Consider the following 18,619-nt stretch of genomic DNA (forward strand, 5'->3'; position numbering starts at 1 on the left):
ATACCGGTATTTGAATTGGAGCGGTCGCGCGGGACCGGTATTAGAATGACGGGCATGGTGCGCACCCCCCTGACCCCCGAAGAGCGCGAGCGCGGCGAACAGCTCGGCCGCCTGCTCCGCGCGGCCCGCGGCGAACGGAGCATGACGGAGGTCGCCGCCGTTGCCGGCGTCTCCGCCGAGACCCTGCGCAAGATCGAGACCGGCCGGGCACCCACGCCCGCGTTCTTCACCGTGGCCGCGCTGGCCGGCGCGCTGGGGCTGTCCATGGACGACCTGGTCGGGAGGTGCGAGCCCGCGGCGGCGGCCTGAGGCTCCCGCACTCACCCACAGGAGTGCGAAACGCGATCGACACCGCGCCTTGACGACGATGGTCTTGGCAAGCCCCTCCAGCCAGGCTTACGTTCGTCCCTCTACGGCCGCTCTACGGGCGTAGAGGCTCTGACGTCGTGACGTCGTGTCGAAGGAGCAGCTCATGGCCAACGTCGTACGCGCCGCTCTGGTCCAGGCCACCTGGACCGGCGACACCGAGTCCATGGTGGCGAAACACGAGGAGCACGCCCGCGAGGCCGCCCGGCGGGGCGCCCGGGTCATCGGCTTCCAGGAAGTCTTCAACGCCCCCTACTTCTGCCAGGTCCAGGACCCCGAGCACTACCGCTGGGCCGAACCCGTGCCCGACGGCCCGACCACCCGCCGCATGCAGGCCCTCGCCCGTGAGACCGGCATGGTGATCGTCGTCCCCGTCTTCGAGGTCGAGCAGTCCGGCTTCTACTACAACACCGCGGCCGTGATCGACGCCGACGGCACCGTCCTCGGCACGTACCGCAAGCACCACATCCCGCAGGTCAAGGGCTTCTGGGAGAAGTTCTACTTCCGCCCCGGCAACCTCGGCTGGCCCGTCTTCGACACCGCCGTCGGCAAGGTCGGCGTCTACATCTGCTACGACCGGCACTTCCCGGAGGGCTGGCGCCAACTCGGCCTCGGCGGCGCCCAGCTCGTCTACAACCCCTCCGCCACCCACCGCGGCCTCTCCGCCCACCTGTGGCGGCTGGAGCAGCCCGCGGCGGCCGTCGCCAACGAGTACTTCGTCGCCGCGATCAACCGGGTCGGCCAGGAGGAGTACGGCGACAACGACTTCTACGGCACGTCGTACTTCGTCGACCCGCGCGGCCAGTTCGTCGGGGACGTCGCCAGCGACACCAAGGAGGAACTCGTCGTCCGCGACCTGGACTTCGACCTCATCGAGCAGGTGCGGCAGCAGTGGGCCTTCTACCGCGACCGCCGCCCCGACGCCTACGAAGGGCTGGTGCAGCCGTGACCAAGGACCTCTACGCCCGGCACCGCTCCGTCCTGCCCGACTGGCTCGCCCTCTACTACGAGGACCCGCTGGAGATCACCCACGGCGAGGGACGGCACGTCTGGGACTCCGCCGGCAACAAGTACCTCGACTTCTTCGGCGGCATCCTCACCACGATGACCGCGCACGCCCTGCCCGAGGTGACCAAGGCGGTCAGCGAGCAGGCCGGGCGGATCATCCACTCCTCGACCCTGTACCTCAACCGGCCCATGGTCGAACTCGCCGAACGGATCGCCCACGTCTCCGGCATCCCGGACGCCCGCGTCTTCTTCACCACCTCCGGCACCGAGGCCAACGACACCGCCCTGCTGCTCGCCACCGCCTACCGGCGCAGCAACACCGTCCTGGCGATGCGCAACAGCTACCACGGCCGCAGCTTCAGCTCCGTCGGCATCACCGGCAACCGGAGCTGGTCCCCGAGCTCGCTCTCCCCGCTCCAGACGCTCTACGTCCACGGCGGCGTCCGCACCCGCGGCCCCTACGCCCACCTCGACGACCGCGACTTCATCGACGCCTGCGTCGCCGACCTGTTGGACATCCTCGGCCACACCCGCCCGCCCGCCGCGCTGATCGCCGAACCCGTCCAGGGCGTCGGCGGCTTCACCTCCCCGCCGGACGGCCTGTACGCGGCCTTCCGGGAGGTGCTGCACGAGCGGGGCATCCTGTGGATCGCCGACGAGGTGCAGACCGGCTGGGGCCGCACCGGCGAGCACTTCTGGGGCTGGCAGGCCCACTCACGCAGCGGCCCGCCGGACATCGTGACCTTCGCCAAGGGCATCGGCAACGGCATGTCGGTCGGCGGCGTCATCGCCCGCGCCGAGATCATGAACTGCCTCGACGCCAACAGCATCTCCACCTTCGGCGGCACCCAGGTCACCATGGCCGCCGGCCTCGCCAACCTCAACTACCTCCTGGAGCACGACCTCCAGGGCAACGCCCGGCGCGTCGGCGGACTGCTCATCGAACGGCTGCGGGCCGTCGCCGCCCAGGTGCCGCACGTACGGGAGGTGCGCGGACGCGGGCTGATGATCGGCGTCGAGCTGACCCGGCCCGGCACCGACGAGGCCGCCCCCGAGGCGGCGTCCGCCGTCCTGGAGGAGGCCCGCGCGGGCGGGCTGCTCGTCGGCAAGGGCGGCGGCCACAGCACCAGCGTCCTGCGCGTCGCCCCGCCGCTGTCCCTCACCGTCGCGGAGGCCGAGGAGGGCGCGGCGATCCTCGAACGCGCCCTGCGCAACATCTGACGCACGCGCCCGCACCACACCCGACAGCCGCGTCCCGAGCCGAGGAGGCGCCGCCATGACCACCACCCGGTACCGGGACCAGCACTGGGAACCCGCCCTGTCGGTCCGCCAGGTCCTCGGCCTGGAGCGGGTGCTCGCCGGGCAGCCCGAAGTGGTGGCCGGCGCCCACCGGCTCGACCGGCCCGTGCGCTGGGTGCACGTCGCCGAGGCGGCCGACGTCGGCGTGATGCTCAGCGGCGGCGAGATGGTCCTCACCACCGGGGTGCTGCTCGCCGGCGACGAGGACAAGCAGGGCGAGTACGTCCGCTCCCTGCACCGCGCCGAGGCCTCGGCCGTCGTGCTGGGCCTCGGCCGGGCCTTCCCCGCCCCGCCCGACGGGATGCGCGCGACGGCCGAGCGATGCGGACTGCCCATGGTCGTCCTGCACCGGCCCTTCCCCTTCGCCGAACTCACCGAGGAGGTCCAGTCCCGGCTGCTGCGGCGCAAGTACGCCGCCGTCAGCCTCTCCGAGGCCGTACGCACCGAACTGACCGGCCTGATCACCGCCGGCGCCCCCGTGCAGCGCCTGCTCGACGAGGTGGCCCGGCACGGCGGCTGCCCCGTCGTCGTCACCAACCTCGCCCACCGCGTCCTCGCCACGGCGGGGGAGCGGGCGGCCGTCGACGACGTGCTGCGGGACTGGGAGCGCATCGCCCGCCAGGCCGGTGCCGGGTCGGCCGACGGCTGGATCCGCGCCGACTTGAGCTGCCGCGGGGAACGCTGGGGCCGGCTGGTGCTGTGCGGCTACCGGGGCGAGAGGGCCGCCGGGCGCCTGCTCGCCGACCGGGCCGCCGAGGCACTGGTCCTGCACCGCATGCTCGCCGGTGACGGCACCCACGCCCGGACCTCCGGCGGCTCCTGGGACTCCTGGGCGGAGCAGTCCGCGCGGAGCCTGCTCACCGACCTGGTCACCGGCGCCGTACCGGCACGGCAACTGCTGCCCCGGGCGCGGGCCGCCGGGCTGCCGGTCAACCGGCGGATCTTCGTCCCGCTGGTCGTACGCGGAGGTGAGCCCGCCCGCCTGGACCGCGTACTGCGGCTGCTCGGCCTGCCGGGGGTCGCCGCCGGGCTCGACGACGACCGCGCCGCCGTCCTGCTCAGTCTCGCCCCCGACCAGGACGCCAGGGCGCTCACCGCCCACCTCGCGGCCCGGCTGCGCTCCGAGCCGGAGGCGTCCCGCGCCGTGGTCGCGGCGGCCGACGCCCGCGCCTGGGACGATGTCCCCGCCGGCCTGCGCGAGGCCCGGCACGTCGCCGACGCCGTAGCCGACTCGGCGCCCGGCCTCGACCCGCCGCCCGTCGTACGGCTGCGCGACGTCCACCTGCGCGGACTGGTACGGCTGCTGCGCGACGACCCGCACGTGCAGTCCTTCGCCGAACGCGAGCTGGACGGGCTGCTCGCCGGCCCCGACGAGGATCTGCTCGCCGTCCTGCGCACCTACCTCGCCACCGGCCGCAACAAGTCCCGCACCGCCCAGCTCCACCACGTCTCCCGCCCCGCCCTCTACCGCCGCCTGGAAGCGATACAGAGCCGGCTCGGCGTCGACCTGGACGACTTCGAGCAGGCCGCCTCCGTACACATCGCGCTCCTCGCCCACGACGCGCAACAGGGGTGACACCGTGCAATGCCCGACCCCATCAGACGTGACACCGTGCCACTCAGTCCCGCCGCCCGCCGCCCCTAATGTCGCCGTACACCGAGCGAGTGGAGGCCGAAGATGAGCCGAGTGATCCGTGCCGCGCTCTTCCAGACCGCCTGGACGGGCGACAAGGAATCCATGATCCAGGTTCACGAGCAGGCGGTGCGCGACGCCGCCGCCCAGGGCGCACAAGTGCTGTGCTTCCAGGAACTGTTCTACGGACCGTACTTCTGCCAGGTCCAGGACCCCGAGTTCTACGCCTACGCCGAACGCGTCCCCGACGGCCCCATCGTCGAGCGCTTCCGGCGGCTCGCCCGCGAGCACGGCATCGTCCTGGTCCTCCCGATGTACGAGGAGGAGCAGCCCGGCGTCCTCTACAACACCGCCGCCGTCATCGACGCCGACGGCTCCTACCTCGGCAAGTACCGCAAGACGCACATCCCGCAGGTGCGCGGCTTCTGGGAGAAGTTCTACTTCCGCCCCGGCAACTCCGGCTGGCCGGTCTTCGACACCGCCGTCGGCAAGGTCGGCGTCTACATCTGCTACGACCGGCACTTCCCGGAGGGCTGGCGGGCGCTGGGTCTGGAAGGCGCCGAGATCGTCTTCAACCCGTCGGCCACCTCGCGCGGCCTGTCCGGCTACCTGTGGCAGCTGGAGCAGCCGGCGGCGGCCGTCGCCAACGAGTACTTCGTCGGCGCCATCAACCGCGTGGGCGTCGAGGAGTTGGGCGACAACGACTTCTACGGCACCTCGTACTTCGTCGACCCCGAGGCCCAGTTCGTCGGCGAGGTGGCGAGCGACAAGGAGACCGAACTTGTCGTCCGCGACCTCGACATGGGCAAGCTGCGCGAAGTCCGCGACCGCTGGCAGTTCTACCGCGACCGGGCGCCCGGCGCGTACTCGCCGCTGACCGCGCCCTGACCGGGCGGGGCCCCGACAGGAGGGAAGAGCAGCATGAGCAGCCGTACCGTCATCCGCGGTGGCCTCGTCGTCACCGCGTCCGACGAGATCCACGCCGACGTCCTGATCCAGGACGGCCGCATCGCCGCCCTCGCCGCCACCGGCACCCCGGCCGCCGAGGCGTTCACGGCCGAGCGGACCATCGACGCGAGCGGCAAGTACGTCATCCCGGGCGGCGTCGACGGCCACACCCACATGGAGATGCCCTTCGGCGGCACCTACGCCGCCGACACCTTCGAGACCGGCACCCGGGCCGCCGCCTGGGGCGGGACGACGACGATCGTCGACTTCGCCATCCAGAGCGTCGGGCACTCCCTGCGCTCCGGGCTGGACGCCTGGCACGCCAAGGCCGAGGGCAACTGCGCGATCGACTACGCCTTCCACATGATCGTCTCCGACGTCAACGAGAAGACGCTCAAGGAGATGGACCTGCTGGTGGAGGAGGGGGTGACCTCCTTCAAGCAGTTCATGGCCTACCCGGGCGTCTTCTACTCCGACGACGGCCAGATCCTGCGGGCCATGCAGCGCGCCGCCGGCAACGGCGGGCTGATCATGATGCACGCCGAGAACGGCATCGCGATCGACGTCCTCGTGGAGCAGGCCCTCGCCCGAGGCGAGACCGACCCGCGCTACCACGGCGAGGTCCGCAAGGCGCTGCTGGAGGCCGAGGCCACGCACCGCGCCATCCGGCTCGCGCAGGTCGCCGGGGCGCCGCTGTACGTCGTGCACGTCTCGGCGACGGAGGCGGTGGCCGAGCTGACCCGCGCCCGCGACGAGGGGCTGCCCGTCTTCGGCGAGACCTGTCCCCAGTACCTGTTCCTGTCCACCGACAACCTCGCCGAGCCGGACTTCGAGGGCGCCAAGTACGTGTGCAGCACCCCGCTCAGGCCGAAGGAGCACCAGGCGGCGCTGTGGCGGGGCCTGCGCACCAACGACCTCCAGGTGGTCTCCACCGACCACTGCCCCTTCTGCTTCACCGGGCAGAAGGAGCTGGGCCGCGGCGACTTCTCCAAGATCCCCAACGGGATGCCGGGCGTCGAGAACCGCATGGACCTGCTGCACCAGGCCGTAGTCGACGGGCACATCAGCCGTCGCCGCTGGATCGAGATCGCCTGCGCCACCCCGGCCCGCATGTTCGGCCTGTATCCGAAGAAGGGCACCATCGCGCCCGGCGCCGACGCCGACGTGGTCGTCTACGACCCGCACGCCGAGCAGGTCATCTCCGCCGAGACCCACCACATGAACGTCGACTACTCGGCGTACGAGGGCAGGCGGATCACCGGCCGGGTGGAGACCGTGCTCTCGCGCGGCGTACCGGTCGTCACCGAGCGGGAGTACACCGGGCGCAAGGGCCACGGCGTCTACACCCCGCGCGCCACCTGTCAGTACCTGAACTAGGAGCGGTGCCCATGGACTTCGGACTCGTCCTGCAGACCGACCCGCCGGCCTCCCGCGTCGTCGACCTGATGAAGCGGGCGGAGCACAACGGCTTCCGCTACGGCTGGACCTTCGACTCGGCCGTGCTGTGGCAGGAACCGTTCGTGATCTACAGCCAGATCCTGGCCCAGACCTCGGAACTCGTGGTCGGCCCGATGGTCACCAACCCGAGCACCCGCACGCCGGAGGTGACCGCCTCCACCTTCGCCACCCTCAACGACATGTTCGGCAACCGCACCGTCTGCGGCATCGGACGCGGCGACTCCGCGATGCGCGTCGCCGGACGCAAGCCCAACACCCTCGCCCGCATGAGCGAGGCCATCGGAATCATCCGGGCGCTGGGCAAGGGCGAGGAGGCCGACCTCGGCGGCGGCACCGTCGTCCGCTTCCCCTGGATCAAGCCGGGCGCCGAAGTCCCCGTGTGGATGGCGGCGTACGGCCCGAAGGCCCTGAAGATGACCGGTGAGGAGGCCGACGGCTTCATCCTCCAGCTCGCCGACCTCTACCTCACGCAGTACATGGTCAAGGCGGTCAAGGACGCCGCCGTCGCCGCCGGACGCGACCCGGACGAGGTGACGATCTGCGTCGCCGCCCCGGCCTACGTCACCGCCGACGACTCGCCCGAGGCGCTGGCCCACGCGCGCGAGCAGTGCCGCTGGTTCGGCGGCATGGTCGGCAACCACGTCGCCGACCTCGTCGACAAGTACGGCGCCCACACCGGCGCGGTCCCCGACGAACTCACCGACTACATCAAGTCCCGCGAGGGCTACGACTACGCCCACCACGGGCGCAGCGGCAACCCGGACACCCAGTTCGTGCCGGACGAGATCGTCGACCGGTTCTGCCTGGTCGGACCGGCCGAGAAGCACATCGAGAAACTCAAGGCCCTGCGCGCCCTCGGCGTCGACCAGTTCGCGCTGTACGACATGCACGACGCGCAGGAGTCCGTGATCGACGCCTACGGCACGCGGATCATCCCGGCCGTCAACGCCTGACCGACCCCCTCCCTCTCCCCTCGGGGGAGGGGCCCAGGGCGCACCCGCGCACCCCCCTCGGCACCGCACGCACGGCCTCTCCCGTCCCACCGCACGATTGGCCTGCCCATGACCGACACCGCGCCCACGGCGATACCGCCGTCCGCCCAAGTCACCCTCCCCGACGGGCGCGTGGAGCTCGCCCCGGGCTCCCCGCCGCCGAGCGGCCCCTACGCCAACGAGGACCTGCTGCCGGTCCCCGTCGAGGGGCGCACCTGGACCACCTACAACTTCTCCGCCCTGTGGGTCGGCATGGCCCACAACACGGCCTCCTGGACTCTCGCCTCCGGTCTGATCGCCGTCGGCATGGACTGGAAGCAGGCGGTGTTCACCATCGCCCTGGCCAACGTGATCGTGCTCGTCCCGATGCTGCTCACCGGGCACGCGGGACCCAAGTACGGCATCCCCTTCCCGGTGTTCGCCCGTGCCTCCTTCGGCATCCGCGGCGCCAACCTGCCCGCCGTGGTGCGGGCGCTGGTGGCGTGCGGCTGGTTCGGCATCCAGACCTGGATCGGCGGAGAGGCGATCTACTTCCTGGCCGGCAAGCTGATCGGCGACGGCTGGACCAACGCGGCGACGTTCGGCGGCTACGCCTGGACGATGTGGCTGTCGTTCGCGATCTTCTGGGCGATCCAGGTCGCCATCATCTACCGGGGCATGGAGACGATCCGCCGGTTCGAGAACTGGGCGGCGCCCTTCGTCCTGGTCGGCGCCTTCGTGATGCTGTGGTGGATGGCCGACAAGGCGGGCGGCTTCGGCCCGCTCTTCGACCAGCCGTCGCGGCTGGGCTGGGGCGGCGACTTCTGGAAGCTGTTCTGGCCCTCACTCATGGGCATGATCGGCTTCTGGTCCACGCTGTCCCTGAACATCCCCGACTTCACCCGCTACGGGAAGAGCCAGAAGGCCCAGACCCGCGGCCAGGCCCTCGGCCTGCCGACCACGATGACGCTGTTCGCCTTCCTCTCCGTGATGGTCACCTCCGGATCGCAGGCGGTCTACGGGGAGCCGATCTGGGACCCGGTGAAGCTCGCCGCGAAGACGGACAACGTCGTGGGGCTGCTCTTCGCCCTCGTCACCGTCCTGGTGGCGACCCTGTCCGTGAACATCGCGGCCAACCTGGTCTCACCGGCCTTCGACTTCTCCAACGTCGCGCCGCGCAAGGTCAGTTTCCGGGCCGGCGCGATCGTCACCTGTGTCCTCGCCGTGCTGATCTTCCCGTGGAAGCTGTACTCCGACCCGCAGGGCTACATCTTCACCTGGCTCGGCCTGGTCGGCGGCCTGCTCGGCACGGTCGCCGGCATCCTCATCGCGGACTACTGGGTGCTGCGCCGCGCCCGCCTCGACCTCGTGGACCTGTACCGCACCGGCGGACGCTACTGGTACGACCGGGGCTGGAACTGGCGGGCGGTCGTCGCCTTCCTGGCCGGCGGCGTCCTGGCCATCGGCGGCGCCGACTTCCACCCGCTGGTCGACGGCCGTCCCGTGCCCTTCCTCGAACCGCTGGCCGACTACGGCTGGGCGGTGGGCCTCGGCACCTCCATGGTGCTGTACCTGGCGCTGATGCTGCTGCCCGCCACGCGTCCGGGCAAGGGGGCCCTCCAGGCTGCTCAGCCCTGACCGTCCTCCAGGGCGGCCACCGCCTCCTTGGCCGCCTTGATGGCCCCCTTGTTGATCGTCTCCGTACTCGGCGCCTTCTTCGACTCGAAGTCACTGCCGTTGTACGTGATCATCACCAGGGCGTTGGAGGCGCGGACCAGCACGGTGCCCTCGCGCGTCTGCTGCTCGTCCTCGGTGGTGAGGTTCACGACGGAGTAGGCCTCGTCGCCGAGCCCCGGCACCGCGCCTCCGCCGCTCCGGTCGGCGACCCGCTCCTTGTACGACTTCTGCGCCGCCTCGTCCGTCTTCATCACCTCGAAGGAGACGTCGAGCCAGCGGTAGTCGTAGCCCTTGAGCGCGTTCCAGGAACAGGTGCGGCGGACCTTGGTGTCCGTCGACGGGATCTCCTTGCCGGCCGCCTTGGCGCCCGGGACCAGCGAGGTGACCGTCTTCTCGGCCAGGCTCTCGCAGGGCGCCGGGGCGGCGGCGTACGTCTGGGTCACCGCCTCGGTCGCCGGGGCGGAGGCGGACCGGTTGGTGGTGTCGGGCGGCGTCTCGTTCTTGGCGGCCGGTGTCGTGTCCGGCCCGGAGGACAGGGCCCAGCCCGCCGTGGCGAGCACGGCGACCGGCGCCAGACGCGCGGTCAGGGCGAACGGCAGGGGAAGAGGACGCACGGCGCACTTCTCGTGGGGGATGGTGCGGAGGGAGGTCCGCACTGCGGACGGGACGCCAGTGTCACACGAGTCCCTGTGCGGCGGAAGGGCGAACTCGGTGCGTGCGCGGGCGGTGACGCAGACGTACCGGCGGGCTGGGGCGAGGCGTGCGGGCGGAGTGGATTGTGTGCCGGCCGGGTGAAGGCGCGCGGCGGCCGTCGTCACGGCCGGACGGCCGTCACCAGCCATACGCCCGCCCGCGTCCGCGGCCTCCTGCCCGCGGCGAACGGGAGCAGCACCTCCTCCGGGCCGGCCAGCCGCGAGGCGGGCAGCGCGCCGCCCGGCAACGGCGACAGCAGGAACTCGACGGGGTCCGGCACGTCCCGGCCCCGGACCGCCTCCACCGTGACCGGTTCGACCGTCACCTCCTCGAACCCGGCCAGGACCTCCCGGACGCGCTCCGTGTCCTCCCAGTGCGGCCCCGGCGGCCGCGGGCAGACGAACGCGAGCCGGCCCCCCGGCCGCAGCGCCCGCGCGAGATCGCGGAAGGCGGCGGCGTGGTCGGCGAAGAACAGCACCCCGCCCCGGCTGACGACCACGTCGTACCCACCGGCGGGGAAGGGGTGCACCCGCGCGTCGGCGCACACGTAGGAGGCGTTCTCGATTCCCTCGGCGGCGGTGTTCACGCGGGCCCGCTCCAGCAGCGGCGCGGAGACGTCGATGCCCACCGCGTGCCCGGGGGCGGCCAGCCGGGCCGCGGTCCGGGTCGTGGCGCCGGCCCCGCAGCCGACGTCCAGGACGCGGTCGCCGGGGCCGATGGCCGCCGCCTCGAACAGGGCGTCGTTCGCACCGGCGGGCATCGCGTCGTACCGGTCCTGGTGAGCCGTCCGGTGGGCGCCGACGGGGTCGTTCCAGGCCTCGGCCCGGCAGGGGTTGGCGACGAAGGTCATGAGGTCTCCTCCACGGTGGGTGCGGTCAGGGCGGTCTCGACGCGGTCCACGGCGGTGAACGCGCCGTACGCCACGAGGTGCACCAGGCAGTGGTCGGTGTGCTCGGGCCGGCGCCACGCGGCGACGTCCGCCTCCGCGATCCGGGACGGCGCGAGCGCGGCCAGCAGCGCCAGCCGGGCGCCGGGCCTCTCCCGGCGGTCGGGGAACGGGTCCGGGTCCAAGGGCGGATGCGACCCGTCCCAGTCACGCACGACCGTGCGCACGAGGGCCTGGTCGTCGGCTCCGAGGAGGCCCGTGCCCATCGTGGCGGCCGTGCGCAGGGCCGCGTACGCGGGGCCGACCGGCGTGTCCCCCGCCCACGCCGGTCCCGGGCCGGGGTCGTCGAGCAGGGGCAGGGACGCGCCGGGCACGGCCGGGCGGCGCACGGTGCGGGACAGCGACCGGCCCGCCAGACTCCGCACCGCACGCAGCCGCTGCGCGTCGGCCGGGAGCAGCCTCTCGGTCACCAGGGCCGACACGATCCGGTTGATGAAGTGGAAGGCCAGCGCGGTGCCCAGATAGCCGGGCGCCTCCTCGCGCGGGAACGGGTACGGCTCCCGCGCGGCGCCCGGAACCCGGGTGCGGCGCGCCCAGTCCAGCACGCGCGCGTGCCGCCCGTCGGCCGGCTCCCGGCCCCGGGCCAGCCGCTCGGCCAGGTCGTGGTCGCCGGTCGCGTGCAGCAGCATCGTGTGCGCGTCCACGCAGAACCGGCACCCGTTGGCCTGCGACACCCCGAAGGCGGCGACCTCCTTGCCGGTCCGGTCGCCTGGGCCGGCGAGCAGGGACTCGCGCATCAGCGCCCAGGCGGGAGCGAGGAGCGCGGGGGCGGAGGAGAGGACCACGAAGGGGGCGGGTTCGGGGATGCCGAAGTCCCGCGCCATCTGCTCGTAGAGCTCCGCGACGCGGCCGGTGGCCGCTTTCGGGGGCAGGGGCTCGGTGTGACGGAAGGTGGTGGGCATGGACAGCAGAGTGCGGCGCGGAGGCGCCCGCGGTCGTCGTACGGCCGGAGACGGTCCTCGCTGCGCCGCCGGAGCCCGTCCCGGGCGGCCACTACTTCGCCGGGAGTAGTCCACAAGCCGTCCACAGGGCCGACGCGGCCGTCGGCGAACCCGTCTATGGTGCGGGCATGAGTGGGCGTCAGACATCGTGGACCGGTCGCGACCGGCTCGCCGACGCGATCCTCGCGGTCGTGGTCGGCGCGCTCGGCATGACCGTCGCGGCCTTCGACGACGACACCACCGTCCTCGACCAGGCGCTCGTCGCCCTCGCCTCGGCGGCCCTCGCCTTCCACCGCGCCGCCCCGCGCGCGGTGCTGGCCGTCGCCACCGCGCTCGGCACGGCGTACGTGGTGCACGCCCACCCCGGACCGCTGTCCGCACTGCCCGTCCTGGCCGCCGTGCACACCGCGGCCCGGGTCGGCCACCGGGGCGTCGCGGCGGCCGGCGGCGCGGTGTTCCTGGCGGGATACGTGGCGACCGGGCCCGGGACGCAGGACGTGGCTGAGCGGGCCGGGCTGCTGGCCGGCTGGTTCCTGTGCGCGGTGGTGACCGGGCTCGCCGACCGCAACTGGCAGGCGTACCTGCGCCAGACCGAGCAGCGCGCCCTGGAGGCGGAACGCACCCGGGAGGAGGCGGCCCTGCGCCGGGCCGGCGAGGAACGCCTGCGCATCGCCCGGGAGTTGCACGACTCGCTCACCCACAGCATCTCCATCGTCAAGCTACAGGCGGGCGTCGCCGTCCACCTCGCGCGCAAACGGGGCGAGGAGGTACCGCCCGCGCTGCTCGCCATCCAGGAGGCGAGCGGCGAGGCGATGCGCGAGCTGCGCTCCGCCCTCCAGGTGCTGCGCGCCGACGAGCCGGCCGGTACCCCGGCGCTGCTCGTGGAGCGGGCCCGCGCGGCCGGCCTCGCCGTCGACCTCACGGTCACCGGTGCGGAACGCCCGCTGCCGCAGACCGTCGACCGGGCCGCCTACCGCATCGTCCAGGAGGCCCTGACCAACGCGGCACGGCACGCGGGACCGGCTAAGGTGACGGTGCGGATCGACCACGGCACCGAGAAGGAGGGGGAGTTGACGATACTCGTGGAGGACGACGGCGCCGGTGACCCGGCCCGGCCGCCGGCGCCGGGCACCGGCCTGACCGGCATGGACGAACGCGTCACGGCCCTCGGCGGCAGCCTGCGCGCCGCCCCGCGCGCGGAGGGCGGATTCGCGGTGCGGGCCCGGCTCCCGCTGGGGGAGCGGGGATGAGCGAGCAGATCCTGCGGGTGGCGCTCGTCGACGACCAGGCGCTGATGCGGGCCGGTTTCCGGGCCCTGCTGGACGCCGAGGACGGCATCGAGGTGGTCGGCGAGGCCGCCGACGGGGAGCAAGGGGTGGCGCTGGTGCGGGCCCAAGTGCCCGACATCGCGCTGGTCGACGTGCAGATGCCGGTGTTGTCGGGCATCGAGGCGACCCGCCGCATCGCCTCCGACCCCGTCCTCGCCGCCGTGCGCGTGGTCATCCTCACCAACTACGGCCTGGACGAGTACGTCTTCGAGGCGCTGCGGGCGGGCGCGAGCGGCTTCCTCCTCAAGGACACCGAGCCGGCCGACCTGCTCCAGGCCATCGAGGTGGTGGCGCGCGGCGAGGCCCTGCTCTCCCCGTCCGTCACCCGCACCCTGATCGGCGAGTTCGTGGCCCGTCCCCCGGACCGGGCCACCGCCCCCGGCCTGGACGGCCTCACCCGCCGCGAACGCGAGGTCACCGCGCTCGCCGCACGCGGACTGAGCAACGAGGAGATCGCCGCGCACATGGTGATCAGCCCGCTGACCGCCAAGACGCACATCAGCCGGGCGATGACCAAGCTGGGCGCCCGGGACCGGGCACAGCTGGTGGTCTTCGCCTACGAGTCGGGACTGGTGGAGGCGCGGCGACGCCAGACGCACACCTTCGACACCCCCTAGGGCACCCGCGCGGTCCACTCCGCGGAACCGAACTTGGCGCGCGCCAGCTCCCGCGCCCGGGTCAGCTCCTCGTCGGTCACCTTGCCCTGGGTGAGCCCGTAGCGGCCGCCGAAGGAGGTGATCATGCGGTCGATCACGGCCTCGCGCGGCAGACCGGTCTGCCGGCGCAGCGGGTCCACCCGCTTCTTCGCGCGCCCGGGCCGCCCCCGGGCCCGACCACGCGCTTCTGCGCGGCGCCCGCGATCTTGCCCTGGTCGGTGGCGATGTCGTTCAGGGGTTGGTACCAGGCCTTGATGCCCATGTCGCCGAGTGCGCCGAGCACCCAGTCGTCGAGGTAGGCGTAGCTGTCCTGGAAGGAGAGGCCCTGGCGAGCCGGCGTGATCACGGGCAAGGGCCTACTCGCCCTGCCGGGTGCGAGTCGGCACCCGGCAGGGCGCGGCGTTCACGGCACGCGCGCGGTCCACTCCTCGGTCGCGAACTTCGTCCGCACCAGTTCCTCGGCGCGGGCCATCTCTTCCGCCGTGACTTCGCCGGTGGTCAGTCCGTAGCGGTTGCGGAAGGAGGCGACCATGTTCTCGATGACCTGCTCCCGCGCGAGGCCCGTCTGCCGACGGAGCGGGTCGACACGCTTCTTGGCGCTCCTGGTGCCCTTGTCGGACATCTTCTCCTTGCCGATGCGGAGCACCTCGAGCATCTTGTCGGCGTCGATGTCGTAGGACATCGTCACGTGATGGAGGACGGCTCCAGGGCCGCCATCGGGGCCGACCACGCGCTTCTGGGCCGCACCGGCGATCTTGCCGGCCTCGGTGGCGATGTCGTTCAGGGGTTGGTACCAGGCCTTGATGCCCATGTCGCCGAGTGCGCCGAGCACCCAGTCGTCGAGGTAGGCGTAGCTGTCTGCGAAGGAGAGGCCCGAGACCAGGGAGTCCGGCACGGACAGGGAGTACGTGATCGTACTCATGGGCTCTACGAACATGGCCCCACCACCGGAAATGCGGCGCACCACGGTCATCCCGTGCTTCGCGGCCCCTTCGGGGTCCACCTCGTTCCGCAGGGACTGGAAGCTGCCGATCACCACGGAAGGCGAGGCCCACTCCCATACCCGTAGGGTCGGGGCCCGCCGCCCGGCGGCCACCTCGGCGGTGATCACCTCGTCCAGCGCCATGTGCAGGGCCGGTGCCTGCGGCTCCATGTGCACCAGCTGCCAGTCGTAGTCGCTCCACTCGGTCGCGTGGGCCAGAGCGCGCCGGACGGCGATGCCGACGCCCTCTGCTGTCAGCCCGAGCATCACGGTCGACTCCGGCAGCGCCGCCGTGATCCGGGCGGCCAGCCCTGCGGCGTCCGTCGATGAGGATGAACCCTCTAGGGCTGTGTTGATCGAGAGGATCGCTTCGTCCGGCTCCAGGAAGAAGTCCCCGGCGACTCGCACGTTGCGCAGGACACCGTCCTCGACATCCAGATCCACGACGACCAGCTTGCCGCCGGGCACCTTGTACTCGCCATGCACGGCTTCGTTTCCTTCCAGTGCGCTGTACGTGTCCTGAGCCTGCTGCTCTGGCGGTCGGACAGATGCGTACATCTTTCGGATTGCACCTTAATGCTCGTCCGCAGCGGGCGATGCGTAGCCCCGAAGGAACTGGAGAGGGAAGGATGCCGACATGCTGTCCGGCGGCTGCCTCTTCGTGGGGAACAGAACCCGGCGTACAGCCCGACGCGTCTGCCGCCAACTGCGGCTTCTCCTTGGAAGGGCCTCAGATCTGCGACGGAGGCCCTTTCTGATCTCTGGCGGCTTGCCGCGTTAGGCGGCGGAAAGTCCCAGGGACGGCGAGGCGGGGTGGCTCCGGGGCCTGCTCGCTCCGCTCTGTCGCCGTCGACCTCGACACAGCAAACACGGTGCCGAGGAACGGCCGCAGCGCGTGTACGCGCTGGCGAACGATCTCCCGGCGGCACGGCTTCCGCCGCCTGGGCATCCGCCGGGGAACGACGCGACGACATCCACGAAACCCCGGCCTCGCCCCAGACTGGCACGTTCGTGACGGCAAATCGGTTGCCCGACCTCGTCGGCCTCTCATGACAGGCCCGGCACCGTTCGGTCCTCTTCGAGAGGCCGACGTACAGTGGCACGCCCCGGGCCTCACACTGGCCGAGATCCTCGCGGCCGGGCGTTGACGTCACAGCACCCCGTCAATAAGTGCGCCTGAGCGGTACGAGGAGACGCGCGAGCGGCAGTGAGGGTGCCGTCCTCACGCCGTCTCCGTGTCGAGCACGGCGCCGGCCATCCGGCGAACCGGCAAGCCCTGGCCCGCCACCCCGGCCGCCGCGAGGACATGAGCGACACGCGACACCATCCGTACCACCGCTGCCCCACCAGCAGGCCGTGGGCCTGATCTCGCCACGGCAGATGAACACGTGCCACATCGAAGTCCGCCATGCCTCACTGCCAACGGCGCGCCATCCCGGCAGAAGTTCGGGAGGTGAAACCGACTGAGACTTCAGCTGAGGAGCGCGGTTGCTTCGACCTCGACGAGAACATCCGGCTCGAAGAGGTACTCGACGCCTATGAGGGAGGCCGGAGCCATGGGAAGGCTGAGTCCGATCTCGTCGGCAACCGACTCGACTCCTGCCATGAAGTCGCCGATCTTCTCCGGGCTCCACCGAGTCACGTAGAACGTCAGGCGCAGCACGTCCGCGAACGACGCGCCCGCCCCCGTCAGGCCGATGGACGTGTTGCGCAGCGCCTGTGCGACCTGACCGGCCAGATCGCCGGGTGCGACCGGAGTCCCGTCGGCCTGGCGGGCGACCTGACCGCTGACGTGGATGTGCTTCGTCCCGGTGCCCACGGCGACGTGGTGGTACGGGGTCGGTTGCAGCATGCCGTCCGGGGTGAAGTGCTGCACAGTCATGGTCTTCTCCTCCACAGTAGGTATCCGTAAGCTACCTAGTAGACGAAGGACACTTCAACGAGACCAGGTTTCACCATGGATACCGACGCCGACCTCCGCATTGATGCCCCGCACCGTGAACTGCTCGACCAGGTCCTGGACAAGTGGTCGCTCAGCGTCCTCAACGAACTGTGCGAACGCCCGTGCCGCTTCAACGAACTGCGCCGGGCCATCCCTCAGGTCACACAGAAGTCGCTGACCGCGACGCTTCGGCGACTCGAACGCAACGGTGTGATCGAGCGCGAGGTCGTCTCCACCCGGCCCGTGGCGGTCAGGTACCGGATCACGCCCCTCGGTAAGACCCTTCGACACCCCATCGACGTGCTGCTGGCATGGGCCTCGCACAACATGCCCGCCATCGCAGGCGCACGCGCAGCCTTCGACATGCGGGAAGAAGAAGCGGGCCTCTGACGCTTTGCCGGCCCCCCCCCCGGGGGGCTGGCGTGCTGTTTTCTCCTTCTCGAACAGACGACCTGGGGATGGTGTCGCCGGGCGTAGGGGTGCCGCCCAAGACGCCATTCAGCTGCCCTACCACCGCCTGGCCGAGCGCAGTGCCCAGTCGCTCGCGGGCGGCGCGTCTGTGCGACGTGGATGCCTGCCAGCGACCCCGCCGCCGAGGCCGGCACTCATCGAGCACCGGCGAGGTGGGCGTCTTCTTGGGCCAGGGCGTCGGCATGTGCGCGCATCACCGACACGGCCAGACGTCAGGCCGGGAAGAAGTAGTTCGACAAGCCAGCGAACCGGCGGATCGCCGACCTCCGTCCCGGCGAGGCCAGTCGCACCTCCAGGTGACCTGCCTATAGGTAACTCCTATAGCAGCTGCTCATTTTTCGTCTTTGCCTCCCAATCCTTTCCGGCTCTACGGTGAAACCTCTCGACGAGGCAAGATGCGTACGTGGTGGTTTCCTGGAGTCAGAGCCCTCGTACTTGCCTCCCTTTTGCAGTCGAGCGGACCGATTCGTATTTGAGAGGGCAAGCGGAATGACCACAGTCAATATTGATTCAAGGGCGCGAGAATTCGCAGGAAAGCGAGTCTTGGTCACTGGCGGTTCGCGCGGAATCGGTGCGGCTGTCGTGCGCCAGTTCCTGGACGCGGGCGCCGAGGTGCTCACTACCGCCAGGTCGAGGGCGAGCACGGTGCCGGAGGGCGCCGCCTTCGTGGAGGCCGATGTGCGGACGCAGGCCGGAGTGAAGGCAGTCGCCGAGGCCGCGCAGGAGGCCCTCGGCGGGGTGGACATTCTGGTCAACAACGCGGGTGGAGCGCGTCCCTTCAGGAGCGCCTTGGCCATCCCCGACGAGGAGTGGCAGGACCAGCTGGATCTGAACTACCTGGCGTCGGTGCGGCTGGACTCGCTGTTGACTCCGGGGATGCGGGAACGGCGTTCGGGTGCGGTCGTGCACGTCTCCTCGGCCGCCGTTCCCACCTCTGCGCCGGGCTTCTTGCACTACACGGCGGCGAAAGCGGCGCTGCAGAACTACAGCAGGGGACTGGCTCTGGAGCTGGCTCCGTTCGGGGTCCGGGTCAACGCGGTGTCTCCCGGCAGGACCGCCACACCCGGCGGCGAGGCAACGCGGGAACAGCAGATGAGTCTTGACGAGGGGGCGGGCCAGGACGACACCACCCCTCCGTTGGGGCGTGATGGCCGGCCCGACGACATCGCGGACGCGGTGCTGTTTCTTGCATCGGTCCGGGCGAGCTGGCTGACCGGAAGGACCCTCACGGTGGACGGCGGCGAGTTCCCCGTGGGCTGACGCCGATGCAGTAGGCAAAGGAACCGGACAAGGAAATGAA

General features: G+C 71.4%; 17 protein-coding genes and 1 pseudogene. 12 read left to right on the forward strand and 6 right to left on the reverse strand.

Annotation, left to right across the window (positions count from 1 at the left end; translation table 11 throughout):
• Window positions 1-54: 54 nt before the first annotated feature.
• From AMK11_RS25870 to AMK11_RS25905, 8 genes are all read left to right on the forward strand, one after another.
• Window positions 55-309, forward strand: coding sequence for a helix-turn-helix domain-containing protein (locus AMK11_RS25870; RefSeq protein ID WP_043378025.1), 255 nt, complete (start codon window positions 55-57; stop codon window positions 307-309).
• 163 nt (window positions 310-472) lie between these two features.
• Complete coding sequence (locus AMK11_RS25875) at window positions 473-1,315, forward strand: nitrilase-related carbon-nitrogen hydrolase (protein WP_073730463.1); 843 nt, start codon at window positions 473-475, stop codon at window positions 1,313-1,315.
• Window positions 1,312-2,595 (forward strand): aspartate aminotransferase family protein, encoded by a 1,284-nt coding sequence (locus tag AMK11_RS25880; protein ID WP_073730464.1) that lies wholly within the window; start codon window positions 1,312-1,314, stop codon window positions 2,593-2,595. The genes AMK11_RS25875 and AMK11_RS25880 overlap by 4 nt, the downstream gene beginning before the upstream one ends.
• 55 nt (window positions 2,596-2,650) lie before the next feature.
• Window positions 2,651-4,249 (forward strand): PucR family transcriptional regulator, encoded by a 1,599-nt coding sequence (locus AMK11_RS25885; RefSeq protein WP_073730465.1) that lies wholly within the window; start codon window positions 2,651-2,653, stop codon window positions 4,247-4,249.
• 102 nt (window positions 4,250-4,351) lie between these two features.
• Window positions 4,352-5,194, forward strand: a complete 843-nt coding sequence (locus tag AMK11_RS25890; protein WP_073730466.1) for a nitrilase-related carbon-nitrogen hydrolase — start codon at window positions 4,352-4,354, stop codon at window positions 5,192-5,194.
• 33 nt (window positions 5,195-5,227) lie between these two features.
• Complete coding sequence (hydA, locus tag AMK11_RS25895) at window positions 5,228-6,631, forward strand: dihydropyrimidinase (protein WP_073730467.1); 1,404 nt, start codon at window positions 5,228-5,230, stop codon at window positions 6,629-6,631.
• Window positions 6,632-6,642: 11 nt separating this feature from the next.
• Window positions 6,643-7,665 carry a TIGR03842 family LLM class F420-dependent oxidoreductase gene (locus AMK11_RS25900; RefSeq protein WP_073730468.1) on the forward strand — a complete coding sequence of 341 codons (1,023 nt, stop codon included), beginning with the start codon at window positions 6,643-6,645 and terminating at the stop codon, window positions 7,663-7,665.
• Window positions 7,666-7,773: 108 nt separating this feature from the next.
• Entirely contained in the window at window positions 7,774-9,321 is a 1,548-nt protein-coding gene (locus tag AMK11_RS25905; protein WP_073730469.1) for an NCS1 family nucleobase:cation symporter-1, read from the forward strand.
• On the opposite strand, the gene AMK11_RS25910 is transcribed toward AMK11_RS25905, so the two are convergent.
• From AMK11_RS25910 to AMK11_RS25920, 3 genes are all read right to left on the reverse strand, one after another.
• A complete protein-coding gene (locus AMK11_RS25910) occupies window positions 9,312-9,974 on the reverse strand; it encodes a hypothetical protein (protein WP_073730697.1) in 663 nt (220 codons plus the stop codon). The genes AMK11_RS25905 and AMK11_RS25910 overlap by 10 nt on opposite strands.
• Window positions 9,975-10,174: 200 nt before the next feature.
• Complete coding sequence (locus tag AMK11_RS25915) at window positions 10,175-10,903, reverse strand: class I SAM-dependent methyltransferase (protein WP_073730470.1); 729 nt, start codon at window positions 10,901-10,903, stop codon at window positions 10,175-10,177.
• Window positions 10,900-11,901, reverse strand: a complete 1,002-nt coding sequence (locus tag AMK11_RS25920) for a carboxymuconolactone decarboxylase family protein (RefSeq protein WP_073730471.1) — start codon at window positions 11,899-11,901, stop codon at window positions 10,900-10,902. The genes AMK11_RS25915 and AMK11_RS25920 overlap by 4 nt, the downstream gene beginning before the upstream one ends.
• A gap of 167 nt (window positions 11,902-12,068) precedes the next feature.
• On the opposite strand from AMK11_RS25920, the gene AMK11_RS25925 reads away from it, so the two are divergent.
• The gene (locus AMK11_RS25925; protein ID WP_073730472.1) at window positions 12,069-13,190 is read left to right on the forward strand and encodes a sensor histidine kinase; all 1,122 of its coding nucleotides are present in this window, start codon (window positions 12,069-12,071) and stop codon (window positions 13,188-13,190) included.
• Window positions 13,187-13,885: a response regulator gene (locus AMK11_RS25930; RefSeq protein ID WP_073730473.1), complete on the forward strand. Its 699-nt coding sequence runs from the start codon at window positions 13,187-13,189 to the stop codon at window positions 13,883-13,885. Before AMK11_RS25925 ends, AMK11_RS25930 begins: the two co-directional genes overlap by 4 nt.
• On the opposite strand, the pseudogene AMK11_RS25935 reads toward AMK11_RS25930, so the two are convergent.
• From AMK11_RS25935 to AMK11_RS25945, 3 genes and pseudogenes are all read right to left on the reverse strand, one after another.
• Window positions 13,882-14,249: pseudogene (locus AMK11_RS25935) on the reverse strand (lipoate--protein ligase family protein); the annotation flags it as partial. The gene AMK11_RS25930 and the pseudogene AMK11_RS25935 overlap by 4 nt on opposite strands.
• 78 nt (window positions 14,250-14,327) lie before the next feature.
• Complete coding sequence (locus AMK11_RS25940; protein ID WP_073730474.1) at window positions 14,328-15,392, reverse strand: lipoate--protein ligase family protein; 1,065 nt, start codon at window positions 15,390-15,392, stop codon at window positions 14,328-14,330.
• A gap of 985 nt (window positions 15,393-16,377) precedes the next feature.
• Window positions 16,378-16,788, reverse strand: a complete 411-nt coding sequence (locus AMK11_RS25945; RefSeq protein WP_073730698.1) for a RidA family protein — start codon at window positions 16,786-16,788, stop codon at window positions 16,378-16,380.
• Between the two features lie 75 nt (window positions 16,789-16,863).
• Here AMK11_RS25945 and AMK11_RS25950 point away from each other — a divergent pair, with 75 nt between their 5' ends.
• Both AMK11_RS25950 and AMK11_RS25955 read left to right on the forward strand, forming a co-directional pair.
• A complete protein-coding gene (locus tag AMK11_RS25950) occupies window positions 16,864-17,238 on the forward strand; it encodes a winged helix-turn-helix transcriptional regulator (RefSeq protein WP_073730475.1) in 375 nt (124 codons plus the stop codon).
• Between the two features lie 570 nt (window positions 17,239-17,808).
• Window positions 17,809-18,579: an oxidoreductase gene (locus AMK11_RS25955; protein WP_073730476.1), complete on the forward strand. Its 771-nt coding sequence runs from the start codon at window positions 17,809-17,811 to the stop codon at window positions 18,577-18,579.
• Window positions 18,580-18,619: the final 40 nt, after the last annotated feature.

The sequence above is a fragment of the Streptomyces sp. CB02414 genome (assembly GCF_001905385.1).
Lineage (GTDB): Bacteria > Actinomycetota > Actinomycetes > Streptomycetales > Streptomycetaceae > Streptomyces.

What these genes read in the sequence shown, in the direction of transcription:
- AMK11_RS25930 (WP_073730473.1), top strand. Translation starts at nt 13,187, where the DNA reads ATGAGCGAGCAGATCCTGCGGGTGGCGCTCGTCGACGACCAGGCGCTG.
- AMK11_RS25870 (WP_043378025.1), top strand. Translation starts at nt 55, where the DNA reads ATGGTGCGCACCCCCCTGACCCCCGAAGAGCGCGAGCGCGGCGAACAG.
- AMK11_RS25900 (WP_073730468.1), top strand. Translation starts at nt 6,643, where the DNA reads ATGGACTTCGGACTCGTCCTGCAGACCGACCCGCCGGCCTCCCGCGTC.
- AMK11_RS25920 (WP_073730471.1), bottom strand. Translation starts at nt 11,901, where the DNA reads ATGCCCACCACCTTCCGTCACACCGAGCCCCTGCCCCCGAAAGCGGCC.
- AMK11_RS25925 (WP_073730472.1), top strand. Translation starts at nt 12,069, where the DNA reads ATGAGTGGGCGTCAGACATCGTGGACCGGTCGCGACCGGCTCGCCGAC.
- AMK11_RS25945 (WP_073730698.1), bottom strand. Translation starts at nt 16,788, where the DNA reads ATGACTGTGCAGCACTTCACCCCGGACGGCATGCTGCAACCGACCCCG.
- AMK11_RS25875 (WP_073730463.1), top strand. Translation starts at nt 473, where the DNA reads ATGGCCAACGTCGTACGCGCCGCTCTGGTCCAGGCCACCTGGACCGGC.
- AMK11_RS25905 (WP_073730469.1), top strand. Translation starts at nt 7,774, where the DNA reads ATGACCGACACCGCGCCCACGGCGATACCGCCGTCCGCCCAAGTCACC.
- AMK11_RS25950 (WP_073730475.1), top strand. Translation starts at nt 16,864, where the DNA reads ATGGATACCGACGCCGACCTCCGCATTGATGCCCCGCACCGTGAACTG.
- AMK11_RS25885 (WP_073730465.1), top strand. Translation starts at nt 2,651, where the DNA reads ATGACCACCACCCGGTACCGGGACCAGCACTGGGAACCCGCCCTGTCG.
- hydA (WP_073730467.1), top strand. Translation starts at nt 5,228, where the DNA reads ATGAGCAGCCGTACCGTCATCCGCGGTGGCCTCGTCGTCACCGCGTCC.
- AMK11_RS25915 (WP_073730470.1), bottom strand. Translation starts at nt 10,903, where the DNA reads ATGACCTTCGTCGCCAACCCCTGCCGGGCCGAGGCCTGGAACGACCCC.
- AMK11_RS25955 (WP_073730476.1), top strand. Translation starts at nt 17,809, where the DNA reads ATGACCACAGTCAATATTGATTCAAGGGCGCGAGAATTCGCAGGAAAG.
- AMK11_RS25890 (WP_073730466.1), top strand. Translation starts at nt 4,352, where the DNA reads ATGAGCCGAGTGATCCGTGCCGCGCTCTTCCAGACCGCCTGGACGGGC.